11 protein-coding genes and 3 pseudogenes are annotated in these 12,153 nt (G+C 60.2%); 4 read left to right on the top strand and 10 right to left on the bottom strand.

What is annotated here, in order from left to right:
• Positions 1 to 530: 530 nt before the first annotated feature.
• A pseudogene (locus BLJAPNOD_RS36210) lies at positions 531 to 632 on the top strand (WGR domain-containing protein); the annotation flags it as partial.
• A gap of 48 nt (positions 633 to 680) precedes the next feature.
• On the opposite strand, the gene BLJAPNOD_RS27005 reads toward BLJAPNOD_RS36210, so the two are convergent.
• From BLJAPNOD_RS27005 to BLJAPNOD_RS26970, 8 genes are all read right to left on the bottom strand, one after another.
• Positions 681 to 905 (bottom strand): hypothetical protein, encoded by a 225-nt coding sequence (locus tag BLJAPNOD_RS27005; protein ID WP_115422139.1) that lies wholly within the window; start codon positions 903 to 905, stop codon positions 681 to 683.
• Between the two features lie 332 nt (positions 906 to 1,237).
• Positions 1,238 to 2,113, bottom strand: a complete 876-nt coding sequence (locus BLJAPNOD_RS27000) for a MurR/RpiR family transcriptional regulator (RefSeq protein WP_115422138.1) — start codon at positions 2,111 to 2,113, stop codon at positions 1,238 to 1,240.
• A 7-nt stretch (positions 2,114 to 2,120) separates the two neighbouring features.
• Complete coding sequence (locus BLJAPNOD_RS26995) at positions 2,121 to 3,182, bottom strand: ABC transporter ATP-binding protein (RefSeq protein ID WP_115422137.1); 1,062 nt, start codon at positions 3,180 to 3,182, stop codon at positions 2,121 to 2,123.
• Entirely contained in the window at positions 3,179 to 3,928 is a 750-nt protein-coding gene (locus tag BLJAPNOD_RS26990; protein WP_115422136.1) for a glycerophosphodiester phosphodiesterase family protein, read from the bottom strand. The genes BLJAPNOD_RS26995 and BLJAPNOD_RS26990 overlap by 4 nt, the downstream gene beginning before the upstream one ends.
• 19 nt (positions 3,929 to 3,947) lie before the next feature.
• A complete protein-coding gene (locus tag BLJAPNOD_RS26985) occupies positions 3,948 to 4,757 on the bottom strand; it encodes a carbohydrate ABC transporter permease (RefSeq protein ID WP_115422135.1) in 810 nt (269 codons plus the stop codon).
• Entirely contained in the window at positions 4,747 to 5,616 is an 870-nt protein-coding gene (locus tag BLJAPNOD_RS26980; protein ID WP_115422134.1) for a sugar ABC transporter permease, read from the bottom strand. Before BLJAPNOD_RS26980 ends, BLJAPNOD_RS26985 begins: the two co-directional genes overlap by 11 nt.
• A gap of 62 nt (positions 5,617 to 5,678) precedes the next feature.
• Complete coding sequence (locus BLJAPNOD_RS26975; protein ID WP_115422133.1) at positions 5,679 to 6,938, bottom strand: ABC transporter substrate-binding protein; 1,260 nt, start codon at positions 6,936 to 6,938, stop codon at positions 5,679 to 5,681.
• A 166-nt stretch (positions 6,939 to 7,104) separates the two neighbouring features.
• On the bottom strand, positions 7,105 to 7,842 hold the full coding sequence (locus tag BLJAPNOD_RS26970; protein ID WP_115422132.1) for a BID domain-containing protein: 738 nt from the start codon (positions 7,840 to 7,842) through the stop codon (positions 7,105 to 7,107).
• 173 nt (positions 7,843 to 8,015) lie between these two features.
• Between BLJAPNOD_RS26970 and BLJAPNOD_RS26965 the strand changes: the two are divergent.
• The 3 genes and pseudogenes from BLJAPNOD_RS26965 to BLJAPNOD_RS26955 form a co-directional block, all read left to right on the top strand.
• A pseudogene (locus BLJAPNOD_RS26965) lies at positions 8,016 to 8,609 on the top strand (NYN domain-containing protein); the annotation flags it as partial.
• Positions 8,610 to 8,626: 17 nt separating this feature from the next.
• The gene (locus BLJAPNOD_RS26960) at positions 8,627 to 8,926 is read left to right on the top strand and encodes a mobilization protein (RefSeq protein WP_115422141.1); all 300 of its coding nucleotides are present in this window, start codon (positions 8,627 to 8,629) and stop codon (positions 8,924 to 8,926) included.
• A pseudogene (locus tag BLJAPNOD_RS26955) lies at positions 8,923 to 10,541 on the top strand (type IV secretory system conjugative DNA transfer family protein). Before BLJAPNOD_RS26960 ends, BLJAPNOD_RS26955 begins: the two are co-directional and overlap by 4 nt.
• 20 nt (positions 10,542 to 10,561) lie before the next feature.
• Here BLJAPNOD_RS26955 and BLJAPNOD_RS26950 read toward each other — a convergent pair.
• Both BLJAPNOD_RS26950 and BLJAPNOD_RS26945 read right to left on the bottom strand, forming a co-directional pair.
• The gene (locus BLJAPNOD_RS26950) at positions 10,562 to 11,179 is read right to left on the bottom strand and encodes an RES family NAD+ phosphorylase (RefSeq protein ID WP_115422131.1); all 618 of its coding nucleotides are present in this window, start codon (positions 11,177 to 11,179) and stop codon (positions 10,562 to 10,564) included.
• Positions 11,180 to 11,842, bottom strand: a complete 663-nt coding sequence (locus BLJAPNOD_RS26945) for an XRE family transcriptional regulator (protein WP_115422130.1) — start codon at positions 11,840 to 11,842, stop codon at positions 11,180 to 11,182. It abuts the gene before it with no gap.
• Positions 11,843 to 12,153 lie beyond the last annotated feature (311 nt).

The raw sequence follows: 12,153 nt of genomic DNA, 5'->3' as shown, positions 1-12,153 counted from the left end.
ACGAACCCACTCCCTCGACCAGGAGACCGCCGACCTTCAGGATAGCTTCGCTGTTTTGGGCGGCGCCAGAATAAAGTTCTGAAGCATCTGCACCCCTTCGAAATGAAGGGCGGCCTCATGAAGTTTGCCAAGCTCAGTACAAAGAAAGAAAAGCGAATATGGTGCGAGCCGCCGGAAAATCCGGCATCGGCCGTGTCGATGACACACACATTCCGTGACGTCGACGATTGAACCGGCGGGATAGCCGCCTGGAGCTGGCACTGTCGCGGGTCACAGGCGAGCTGCGAGCTTGGCCCGGTCGACAGCGCGCACGGGATTGGCCTCGCTAGCATAAGCTCCTGCAAGCCACAGGAGGTGGCTAGTTGTGCTTGAGGCACTTTGAACCCCAATCATGACATTCACCCAGTTCCCGGCTGGCTGCGTCATCAGGTCCACCCTCTGTTGGCGTCCGAACATCAACAACATGAATCGGTTCTTCACGATCGATTCGAAACTCACATTGGACGCGGGGTGTCCGAGCGATCGCGGCCATGACCCAGCCGTGCTCCACCCTATACTTGCAACGGATAGATCCAAGCCGAAACATGTCGCGCTATTATGCGCTTTCGATACAGCGAAACCTGTTTGGTGAAATTTGCCTGCCGGAATTCAGGGCGGCCGAAGCCGCCCTTTAGTCTTTGTTACTTCCAGGAGTTCTGTTTCCCACCGCCGGCACTGCCGGCTTTGGATGTGTTCTTGCTTTCTCTGGAACTGTAGCCGCCGGCGACACGCTCTCCCCCATGCGCCGTTTCAAACTGGCCGGTGATGTTGACGGTGGGCTGCTTTTCGGCTGGCGCCGAAGACACAGCAGCAATGGCTGAAGTCGCAAACGCGAGCGACGCCATGGCGGCAATAGCGATCTTCATTGGTAGTCTCCTAGGTTCGAACCTCCCGCGAAGGTGTGCGGGAGATTTGGCCTAGGCCTATCATCGAGCCGACAACATACGGCAGGTGTCGTATTTCGACTTTGTTCCTGCTCCTTGCGAGCTAATACGGAGTAGAAATACGCGAAATGTCCTGTGGATGTTCGCCGCTCGCTCCACGTGTTTGAGTTGTAGCTTGAATATCCGGCGCCATTGGCAGTGTCGACCTTTGTCTCTCGCCCGAGAGGTGGGTCGCTCGGTCATGCGCACACATTTCCTTGCTGCCAGCAGGGGTGCGTAATGGACGGGAGTGGACGGTTACTCGCTACCTCGTATCAACCGGGCAAACGTGACTCCGACCTGAATGATCGAAACGCGCTGAGCGCATTGATCGAGCGACCATCGTCGATTGACGCCAGGTCCAGGATGACGGCATTGGCCATCGTCATGGGAACGACGAGCGACTGCGATTCCCCCGGATTCCCCCGCGAGACAAGGATCTGATGGTTTGGCGCCGGAACGATGCGGGTGCCCCCGACATCGGTTATGGCCAACGTCTTGGCACCGCGCTTCGCCGCGAGATCGCGCACCTCCTGAAGAAGCGGCGGCGCCCTGCGAAAGGCAAGAAGCCACACGACGTCCTGGGAAGTTAGCGTGGTCAGCACCTCGACCAGCTGGTGCAGCTGGCTGGCAAGATCGGTTGCTTCGTAGCCCGAACGGTTGAGACGCAAGGCGATTAGCGAAGACAGCGCCGCAAAATGACCGCGCCCAAAGACAAAGATCCTGCGACTGTCTCGAAGGCACTGCGAGAAGGCACGAATCTCGCCGTCCGAAACGCTGTTGCGTGCCTGTTGCAGAGCTGCGATTTCACTGTCGAGCACCGAGGCCAGCAGTCCATTGCCTTCGGCCCGGACAAGACGGGCGGCCATGCGCGCGGCTGGGCTTTCGAAATCATTGCCGCCTTCCGTCAGACTGGATTGCAAAAAGCCACGAAACTCTGGATAGCCTTTGAACCCCAGGCGCCTGGCAAGCCTGACGGCAGAGGCCGGATGCACGCCTGCGCGTGAGGAAACGTCCTTGCCGTTTTCCATGGCGGCGCGGATCGGATCCTGGATCAGGACATCAAGGAGGCGCGTATCGGCTTCCGTCAACCGGGTCGAATGGCGGCTGATAAGGTCGCTGAGCGCGAGCGGCGCGTCCTGCTTTTCCATCGGTTCGTCAGCCTTTCCCAATCTTGGCCCTGTGGCCCGCACTGACAGGATCGACGCGGTCTCCGGTTTGGCCGTCGAAAAACAGCGCCCGGTCAAGATCATAGGAGAGCCAGAAGGTTTCCGCTTCCCTCGGCAGGTCGCGGCGCGCGGCGATCACTGTCATTCGGCCGGCAGGCGTTTCGCAATGGAGGAGCGTGTCCGATCCCGTCATTTCGGAAAGGACGAGACGCGCGGTCAACGCGGGTCCTTCCGGCTTTTGGTCATGTATCGTCAGGATTTCAGGCCTTAGCCCGGCTGACAATCCTCGGCGCCCCTGCCAGCCGGGAAGCGCGTCGGCGGCAACGAAATTGATCGGCGGACTGCCAAGGAAGCTCGCGACAAAACGGTTGCGCGGGCTGTCATAGATGACATCCGGCCGGTCGAATTGCATGAGGTGGCCATTCTTCATGACCGCAACGCGGTCCGCCAGCGACAGGGCCTCGGTCTGGTCGTGCGTGACGTAAACAATCGTCGCGCCGAGCTGGCGATGCAGTTCCTTGATTTCCGTGCGCATGGTGATGCGAAGCGCATTGTCGAGGTTGGATAGCGGTTCGTCCATCAGGAAGATCGAGGCATTGCGGGCCATTGCCCGCCCCATGGCAACACGCTGGCGCTGACCACCCGACAATGCACCCGGCTTGCGATCCAGATAAGCCTCGAGCTGCAAGGTCTTCGCCACGCTTTCCGCCCGCTCATTGCGCTCGGCCCTGCGGATCCCACGCAACTCCAAGCCGAACGCGATATTCTCACGCACGGTCATATGCGGATAGAGCGCATAGTTCTGAAAGATCATGGCGATGTCGCGATCCTGCGGAGCCAGATCGTTGGCGAGGCGACCGCCGATCTCGATCTTGCCGTCCTCACAGCGATCCAGTCCGGCAATGAGACGCAGCAGCGTGGACTTCCCGCAGCCGGACGGACCGACGATCACCACGAATTCGCCCGCCCTTATGTCCAGCGAAACGCCGTGGAGAATTTGTGACCCACCCGGATAGGATTTACGGATGTCGTGGAGGGAGATACCGCTCATGCCGATACCCTCGCGCGGTGAGCGTCCCGTATCGAGATCGCAAGCGTCGGGCGGTCCGTGGTGAAGACCTTCGCATCGAGATCGAGCGCCTTCTGGATCTGGTCGCGCGTATGGGCCGCCCAGCAGCCGAAATCGATGCCCGCGGTTACAAACAGCTCCTTCAGGGCGGCATCCGCCGTATCCACGTGAACACCGACCTCCGCAATGCTATGGGATCGTGCCACTTCGACGACGGTTTCGGGCCCAAGCTGCCGCAGGACTGCGGAACTAACCAGCCAGAGGCGCGGGCGATCGGTGGCCTCTGCGAGTTCATCGAGGGAGCGCACGAGAAACGAGGAAAAGGTGGTTCGCTCCAGCATGGATTGACGCTTGAGCACCGCAATAACGCGCGGTACGAAATCCTCGTAGGGACGACCATGTATGCCGGGTTTGATCTCGCAGCGAAAACCGACGTTGCTGTCCCCGTAAAGGGCGCAGAGCTCCTCCAGCGTCAGCGGGTGACTGCCGGCTCCGTAGCGGATCCTGGCCTTCCTGATCTCGGCCAGCGTCATCTGCCTGATGACCCCGCTCATATCCGTCGTGGCGTCGAGGGTCGGATCGTGATGCACGACGATGGCGCCGTCGGCGGTTGGGTGAACGTCGAACTCGACCTCTTCGAGTGCCATTTTCGCGGTGGCGGTAAACCCTTGCAACGTGCTGTCGCCGAATTCGAGCGTACCGCCGCGATGTGATGCGATGCGTGTCATGCCTTTTGATATCCTTGTATTACTTGACGGCGCCCATGGTGATGCCGCGCACGAGGTGGCGCTCCACCAGAAGGAAGCCGAGGAGGACTGGAAGAATGGTGATAGTGGAGGCGGCCATGACAAGCGGCCAATCGACCAGCCCCTCGCCGGGGTTGATGCGGTAAAGCCGGGCGAGCCCGACCTGAAGCGTGTAAAGATCCTGGTCGCCGACAGCCACGAGCGGCCAGATGTAGCTGTTCCACTCGGTCATGAAGATGTAGAGCGCCATGGACCAGATCGCCGGTCGCGAGAGCGGCACGATGATGCGCCAGAGCACCTGCAACGGCTTTGCACCGTCCATGTAGGCGGCCTCGTCCAGAGCTTTCGGAATCCCGCGAATATATTGGCGCAGGAAGAAGGCGGCAAAACCGTTGGAGATTGCCGGCAGGATGAGACCGGCATACGTATCCAGCAATCCGACCTTCGCCAGTGAGAGATAGTTGGGGATCAGGCTGATGTGGCTGGGGATCATCAGCGTCGCAACCGTGGCGCCGAAGAGAAGGTTGCCGCCCCGGAACGAATAGCGCGCAAAGGCGAAGGCCGCCATGGTGGCCAATGTGATGCCGAGAACCGTCACGAGACCGGATACGATGAGGCTGTTGAGCAGGTAGCGGGCAAAATTGTACTGCCCAACGGCCCGTCCGTAGTTGTCGAGCGTGAAGCCCACCTCGCCCGCATAATAGGCGTCCGCCGTCTGGAAGGATATCCAGATGGAATAGAGCACAGGCGAGAGAAACAGCAGACCCGCCACGAGGGCAAGGCCGGCAAGGAAGGGATTTTCAGGCTTCATAATGAACCTTCCTGCCGATGATGCTTGATTTCAGGATGGCGAGTGCGACCAGCAGCACGAACAGCATGACCGCGAGTGCCGAACCGCGTCCGATATCGAACAGCACGAAACCGATTTCGTAGAGCAGGTTGACCAGCATGTCCGTTGCGCCGGCGGGGCCGCCGCGCGTCATCACATTGACAATGGTGAAGACCTGGAAAGCCTCGATCACCGAGATGACGAGGAGAAAATAGGTGGTTGGCATGACCAGAGGCAGCGTCACGCGCCGAAACACATGCAGGCGACGGCCGCCGTCCACGGCCGCGGCATCGTAAAGCTCCTTCGGAACTGCCTGCAGCCCGGCTACATAGATGACAATGTCGTAGCCCAGCTGCTTCCATGTGTTGACGAAGATCAGCACCCAAAGGGCCAGGTGAGGATCCTGCAGCCACGACACCTTGCCAAGGCCGAGTGTGCCGAGGATCGCGTTGACCATGCCGTAATCGGTGGAGAACACCCAGGAGAACACCACCGCGATGGACACGGTCGATGTGACAGACGGCAGGAACAGCGCACCGCGCAGGAGACGGGAATGCAGCGTTTCCCTGACCAGATAGCTGGCGATGACGAGCGCAAGGCCCAGTCGCAACGGCACGGAAAGCACGGCAAAAAGCGCCGTCACCCAGAGCGAATTCCAAAGTTCGCGCGACGACAGCAGCTGTTGGTAATTGCGCAGGCCGACGAACGGCATGTCGGGAGAGAGGAAATTCCAGTCGCGAAAGCTGAGATTGAGGCTCGCGAGGATCGGAATGTAGGTGAACAGCGCGATGGAGATTATCAGCGGCGCCACGAAAAGGTACGGTGTAAGTTTGCGAAGCATGGCGATGAAACGCTCCGGCAGAGCGGGAGCCAGTCCCGTCCACCGGTGCCCTTGCAAGAGGATCAGTTGCTGACGCGCTTTTCTTCGGCCCGAGTCTGCTCGGCGAAGTCCTTCATCGTCTCACCGACGTTTCGCTGACCAAGCGCCATGGCCTGCCACATCTTGTATTCGGTGGAGCGCATCCAGGTGACGACGGTGGTGCGTGCACGACCGTGGGCGTTCGGCAGCGACTCGATTGCCACGTCGATGCCCGGCTGAGTTGCCAGGGCTTCAGCGGCCACAGGAAGGGCAGCACTCTTCTTGTTGATCGGGAGGTAACCGGTTGCGGCAAACCAGATCGCGTTCGCTTCCGGAGAGGCTGCGTAGCTGACGAACTTGTACGCCGCGTCCTGAACCTCCTTCGGCGAGGTGGCCATGATGCCGATGCCCGCACCGCCGATCGGAACCGAGCAGGCTTTGTTGCAGGGCATCGGTCGGACGGCCAGGTTATCGCCAATCGACTTCCTGGCTTCGCCGTAATTGCCGGTCGAGTTGAACATGATGCCGACCTTCTTGGCCAGGAAGGCGTCGCGGCCGTTGTCTTCCTCGGTCACGCCATCGGCAGACGCGACCTTGTAGTCGTGAACCAGCGAGGCCATCCACTGGTAGGCTTCGATCGTGTTGGGCTTGTCGAGCAGGATTTCGCCCGTCTCCGGAGCAACCAGTTCGCTGTCGTTTGCCATGACCAGCCCCCAGCGGGCGAACTGGCCGGGAGCAGCGACGCCCGAAATTCCCTCAGAGCCGAGTTTGTCGCTGATAGTCCTTGCGGCTGCCAGGATCTCGTCGAAAGTCTTCAGCGACGTGTCTGCCGAAAGGCCGGCACGGGCGAAGATGTCCTTGTTGAAATAAAGAACGGGCGTCGAGGAATTGAATGGCACGATATAATTCTTGCCATTGATGACGCCGACTTCCCGGGCGTAGTCGTAAAGATCGGCTTTCAGCGGATCGGCATCCAGATAGGGCGTCAGATCGGCCAGAATGTTGTTGTTGGCAAACAGGCCATAGCGCGTGACTTCGAGAATGACGGCGTCCGGCGCGCGCCGGGCCGGAATGGCGGCCTGCAGCTTGGCAACGATATCGTTGTAATTGCCGATGAACTCGGCCTCGACATCGATGTCCGGGTTTGCCGCTTCGAACTGTGCGATAATCTTGTCCAGAGCCTCGCCATTGGACTTGTTGAAACTATGCCAAAACTTCACCGTCGTGGCGGCTTCGGCTATGCCGGCACTCGCCAGGAGGGCGATGATACTGGCTGCGACTGCGCTCTGCAATTTCCGTGACACCTGGATCTCCTCTGCAAAAACAATTGCAATGAGGTCGATCTAGCAATCGCGGGAGACACTTTCGTGAAACCCATGCGAAGGTTTGATGACAGGCGGGAAAGGCCCCTCACCTAGCGGCCAGGCTGGAGTTCACTCGGTCCGCGCCAGGCCAGACCTGTACTGATTTTCATATTCCCAACCCTAGTCCCTTTTTCAGCCCCCGGGTGAGCTCATACGTGCGGGTCAGCTCAGCCCGCTGCGCCCGATCAACGATCCGCGCAACATCCTTGATGCGATCAAGTTTAGTGGAGAGCTCCGGCCCAAGCCGCATGTTTTCCAACTTGAGGTCGCGCGCTTCGGCGCTTCCAAACCGCTGCTCGAGAGCTTGGGCAATTTTCTTTGCCTCCTCGAGGGCATGGCTTCCCTCCGGGGTACCGGATATCTGCTCGAGGAACTTCGGCTTCTCCGATTGCGACAAGCCGTCGAGCTGCTTCAGGATGGCCTCACTTCGGGGTGCGAGCCCCGGAACCTCGATCACATCCCGCTTCTCGCGGTTCCACATTTCTGATTGGTACTCGGCCTCAAGCCGGCGCTCCCAGGTTTGACCGGCCGACGCGACGTGATGGCCGAGCGCCTTGGCGTAATGACGCGCGGCCTTGCGCTCCTTGTTGTCACCCAGAAGACCGGTCTTGCCCCGCAGCTCTCCGAACTGCTCCGGACACTCGGTAACGGATGTCGCCAGCGCTTGGCCCAACATGCCTTTGTCGACGATATCAGCGCTGAGTTTGCCAGCAACACCGTCCGGATCGGCATAGACATTGCGACCAACGGAGCGCACCGCCTCCATCGCTCGATCGAATTCCGGCCTGGCATTCTCCCGGGCAACGTCCTCGACGCTGCGGGAATATATCTTCACCGCCGGCACAAGCGGCTCAACTGTTTCCGCCGCCCTCGCCACACTCTGCCCGGTTCGCTGCCCTTCGTCGATGGCTTGAGACTGAGGGGCGGCCGAATGAGCACGCTCCTCGCCAGCACCGGAGCGAAGTGCCAGCCGCTCGTCCGCCCGACCAGGCGAAAGGTGGACAGTGATCTCGCTTGCAGTTCGCCTATACAACCGGAAAGAACGCAACCGACGGCGCGATGATCATCGATGCCATGGACCTGCTTTATACTGGCCGGTTCTCCGGCTTCTGCATCGTCTCCAGTGACAGCGACTTCGCGCGGCTTGCTGCCCGCATCCGTGAGCAAGGTGTCACGGTCTATGGCTTCGGTGAGCGCAAGACCCCTCGCCCGTTCATTACCGCTTGCGACAAGTTCGTCTATTTCGATGTGCTCAGTGCACCGGTCGAAGAGATTGAAGAAGCTGCCGTTGCCGACCGCGAGAAACCGACGGAAGTCAAACTTGCCGCTGCCAAACCCGTGCCGCGAAAGACCGGTCTCGATAAAGCGGCACGGGCGATGCTGACCAAGGCGATCATCGCAACGGCCGACGAAGACGGACGAGCCAATCTGTCTCAAGTGGGCGGGCACCTGGCCAAGCAAGCGCCCGACTTCGATGCCCGCAACTACGGCTTCCCGAGGCTGAGCGATCTCGTCAAAGCCTCCGGCCTTGTCGATGTCGAGCGGGCCGCGGATAACCCCAAGGCAATCCTGGTTCGTCTCAAAAGGACATCGGCCGGCAATCCGAAATAGGGGGAAAGGGGATGAAGATGGTTCGAAAGTCGATCGAACAGCGCATCGCGGAACTGGAAGAACGCAAGAAGACGCTCAAGGCCCGACTGGGAAAACAGGAACGCGCCCAGGACACGAGGCGCAAGGTCCTGCTCGGCGCACTCGTGCTTCACCGGCTGGAGAATTCCAACGATGCCGACTTCACCCGGCGCCTCGGCGACTGGCTGCGCAAGGAGCTGCCCGGGTTTCTCACTCGCGATGGCGACAAAGCCCTGTTCGACGACATTCTTGATCCCGCATCTTCGCCTCAAGGGGTGAGCTCCGGAAATCCGGAATGACATTTCCCCGGCTCCTGAAATCCATCGTCAAAGCTCCCTTCATGGCGATCGCCTCCGCGATCTTCGGCGTCCTGATTGCGGCCCTGCTTCTGCTGGCCAGTTTTCTCATCCATCTCATTGGTGGCTTCGAGCAAGGGCAGATCAGCCAGATCGTCCATGCCGTCGCCAAACAGCTACCGCTCGTCTTCGGCGTGGGCGGCTTCGTCTCGGCATTTGCGACGGATGCGCCGATCGCCGCCGTGTTCGGCTCTGCCCGTTGGGCAACGGGCAGGGAACTGCAGAAGCTGTCCGCGAAGGATGATGGCCTGCTGACCGGCCGCGATCCGACGACGGGCAAGTTGCTGCGCTATGATGGCCCAGCTCATCTCATGACGATGGCGCCGACGAGAACCGGCAAGGGCGTCGGTACCATCATTCCCAATCTGCTGACAGCCGATCGCTCAGTGATCTGCATCGATCCGAAAGGAGAAAATACTGTCGTCACTGGTCGCGCGCGTGAGCAGTTCGGGCCCGTGCATATTCTCGACCCCTTCGGCGTGACGTGCAAACACTCCGCGGCCTTCAATCCCCTGGACATGCTCGACCCAGATGGCCTCGATATCGCGGAAGATGCCAACACGCTCGCCGACGCCCTGGTGTTCGACGAACCGGGCATGACCGGTGATGCGCATTGGAACGAGGAGGCGAAGGCACTGATCGCCGACCTCATCCTTAAGATCGTTATCGCAGAATCTCCAGGCCGGCGAAACCTCTCGACGTTGCGCGAATATCTGACGCTTGCCCCGGAACGCTTCCTCGGTCTGCTCGCTCGAATGCAGGACATGGATGAGGCGGGCGGGCTGATTGCGCGTGCCGCCAATCGCCATCTTGGCAAGTCCGATCGGGAAGCAGCCGGCGTTTTGTCGGCCGCGCAGCGTCACACCCACTTTCTCGACAGTCCGCGCATGACCGCCGTGCTCGGCCGATCGGATTTCCGCTTCGCCGATCTCAAACGAAACAACGCGACCGTGTTTCTGGTCCTGCCACCCGATCGGCTGTCGACCTATTCCAGGTGGTTGCGATTGCTGATCACCCAAAGCCTCACCGACATGGCGCGCGATCCCGCCTCCCCTGCCCGGCCCGTGCTCTACCTGCTCGACGAGTTCGCAGCCCTCGGCCACCTCGCGCGCCATGGGTCTCATGGCCGGCTATGGTGTCCAGCTCTGGCCGATCCTCCAGGCGCGCCATGGGTCTCATGGCCGGCTATGGTGTCCAGCTCTGGCCGATCCTCCAGGATATCCATCAGCTGCGCGCCACTTATGGGCGCCGAGCGGGAACCTTCCTGTCGAATGCCGCCGTCCTTCAGGTCTTTGGCGTCAATGATATCGAAACCGCCGAACTGATCGCACGCTCGATCGGCAAGACCGACGCGCAGTACATCACCAGGTCCTGGAGCGAGGGCAAGAACTCGTCGTCCGAGCACATCTCGGCGCGTGATCTCATCAATGCCGATGAGATCATGCGACTGCCGGAAGACAGGATGATCCTGCTGCGACAAGGGCAGCGGCCGGCCTGGGTTCAGAAGCTGCGGTATTATGCAGATCCGGAGTTCAAGGGCACCTTCCATCCGGAGTGACGAGACCGTCAATGCACCCCTCAGGCTATGTCAACGAGACTTACGCGAAGGTCGTTGATGACGGTGGCAAGTCCACGCGCTCCAATCAGTGGTACGAGGCGCACGGCGGCAAGCTTTGCGACCGCACGGTCAAAGATCGCGAGGTTTGTGTGTCCATTCAGGCGCGATGGATAGATGATGCCGTCCGGCTTCGATCCGTGTTCATGAAACGCAAGCGACCATGCCCGCGCGAGGCTCTGGCGAGAAGATTTCGCGACATCCGTCGGCACGCCCATCCTGATCGCATGGTCTTCACGCAGATCGACAAGGTGGAGTTCCGCGTTAGTCTCGATCTCCGCGTAGCGCCGGGCGTAAAGTTCTTTCTCCTCGATGGGAAGGTCACCGATGAGACCGTCGCGCCGGTCGCGCAGAACTGCTTCCAGGAAACAGACCTTGAGCGTCTCGCCAAGATAGAGAACGCCAAACCGTTTGGCGGCGTCACGCCGGCGAGGATCGCTGAATCGACTCGGCTTCTTTCCATAGCCCAACGGGTCTGGGAAGGCGCTTCCGTAGATGCGTCCAAATTGGCGACCAGCGGGAACGACCTCGATATCGAGCGGGAAATTCTCAAAACCCGCCGGCGGCTTGATTGCAGTCATTTAGCGAAAATCACCATGGGCAACGCTTTCGGCCGCGGCAAGGATTTCGTCATCATGGCCGCGTTTCAGCGCAACAAGCCCCGTCCGCCCATCCAGAGCGCCATGCGGCGTAACCAGGAAACGGTAAACAGCCCATGCGCTGCCCAGAATCGCATGCAACTTCGGGAGCGCAGCATAGGGCCGTCCGTCCCGGTCGAGTTGCCATGCCGGAAAGCGGAAGCCGCGTTTGGCGCCGTCGAGCCCCAGAACCTGTCCATTCTGACGCTTAGTGTTGACGGTGACACGTGACACGCCGAGCAGATCGGCAAATGCGTCCGCGCTCAGCATGTCGTCCTCGGCGAGGATTTCCGCAACGCGCCGTCGACCGCGCTCCCGCGCCGTCGCGAGCGCGGCCTGCAGCTCGTCATCGGGATCGGCCACAGACTCGACCGGAAACGCATTCTCTCGAAGCGCCGGCTCCTCCTCGACGACCGAAATCGTCTGCGCTCCGGCCAGCGGATCCACGACCACGCGGAAGCTGACCTGATGGCCGGCCTTCCGGCTCAGTTGAACCGCCTTGGCGTACTGCCTGATAAGGGCTTTTTCGAAATCGGCCCTCCGGGGCAGCTTCATCGAGAGTGCGACGTTGGAAGAATCGCTGGCTACTGTTTTCGTGACGGACATGGGCTTTAGTCTCCTGTCCTACTATCTAGGCGCGCCGTGATAGTTCGTCAAGTTCGTTAAGTTTGCAAACTTCGTTCGCCAATCCGGAATTCGAGGGGAACCTTCGCTTCGACATGAGTGACGATCTCGAATCCTCTCAGACCTTCGTCACTCTCAGCGGACATATTCTCAACAGTGACATTGCCCAAATCCGTTGCTACAGGCTACCGGCATTGAAGTGACGCACGAGAAACCTTCCATGAGCAAATCGTCGAGAGAGAAATCTGGTCCGGTTGTGGCGCGTGAGACGGATGTATTGAAAGCCCAGGCGA

The sequence above is a fragment of the Ensifer sp. M14 genome, from assembly GCF_003355565.1.
Lineage (GTDB): Bacteria > Pseudomonadota > Alphaproteobacteria > Rhizobiales > Rhizobiaceae > Ensifer.
The sequence above is the reverse complement of the archived record's forward strand: the minus strand, read 5'-3'. Positions and strand labels throughout refer to the sequence as shown.

Bases quoted from the DNA above. Each gene is read 5' to 3' on its own strand.
- BLJAPNOD_RS26980 (WP_115422134.1), bottom strand. From the start codon at position 5,616: ATGCTTCGCAAACTTACACCGTACCTTTTCGTGGCGCCGCTGATAATC.
- BLJAPNOD_RS27000 (WP_115422138.1), bottom strand. From the start codon at position 2,113: ATGGAAAAGCAGGACGCGCCGCTCGCGCTCAGCGACCTTATCAGCCGC.
- BLJAPNOD_RS26945 (WP_115422130.1), bottom strand. From the start codon at position 11,842: ATGTCCGTCACGAAAACAGTAGCCAGCGATTCTTCCAACGTCGCACTC.
- BLJAPNOD_RS26960 (WP_115422141.1), top strand. From the start codon at position 8,627: ATGGTTCGAAAGTCGATCGAACAGCGCATCGCGGAACTGGAAGAACGC.
- BLJAPNOD_RS27005 (WP_115422139.1), bottom strand. From the start codon at position 905: ATGAAGATCGCTATTGCCGCCATGGCGTCGCTCGCGTTTGCGACTTCA.
- BLJAPNOD_RS26985 (WP_115422135.1), bottom strand. From the start codon at position 4,757: ATGAAGCCTGAAAATCCCTTCCTTGCCGGCCTTGCCCTCGTGGCGGGT.
- BLJAPNOD_RS26995 (WP_115422137.1), bottom strand. From the start codon at position 3,182: ATGAGCGGTATCTCCCTCCACGACATCCGTAAATCCTATCCGGGTGGG.
- BLJAPNOD_RS26990 (WP_115422136.1), bottom strand. From the start codon at position 3,928: ATGACACGCATCGCATCACATCGCGGCGGTACGCTCGAATTCGGCGAC.
- BLJAPNOD_RS26950 (WP_115422131.1), bottom strand. From the start codon at position 11,179: ATGACTGCAATCAAGCCGCCGGCGGGTTTTGAGAATTTCCCGCTCGAT.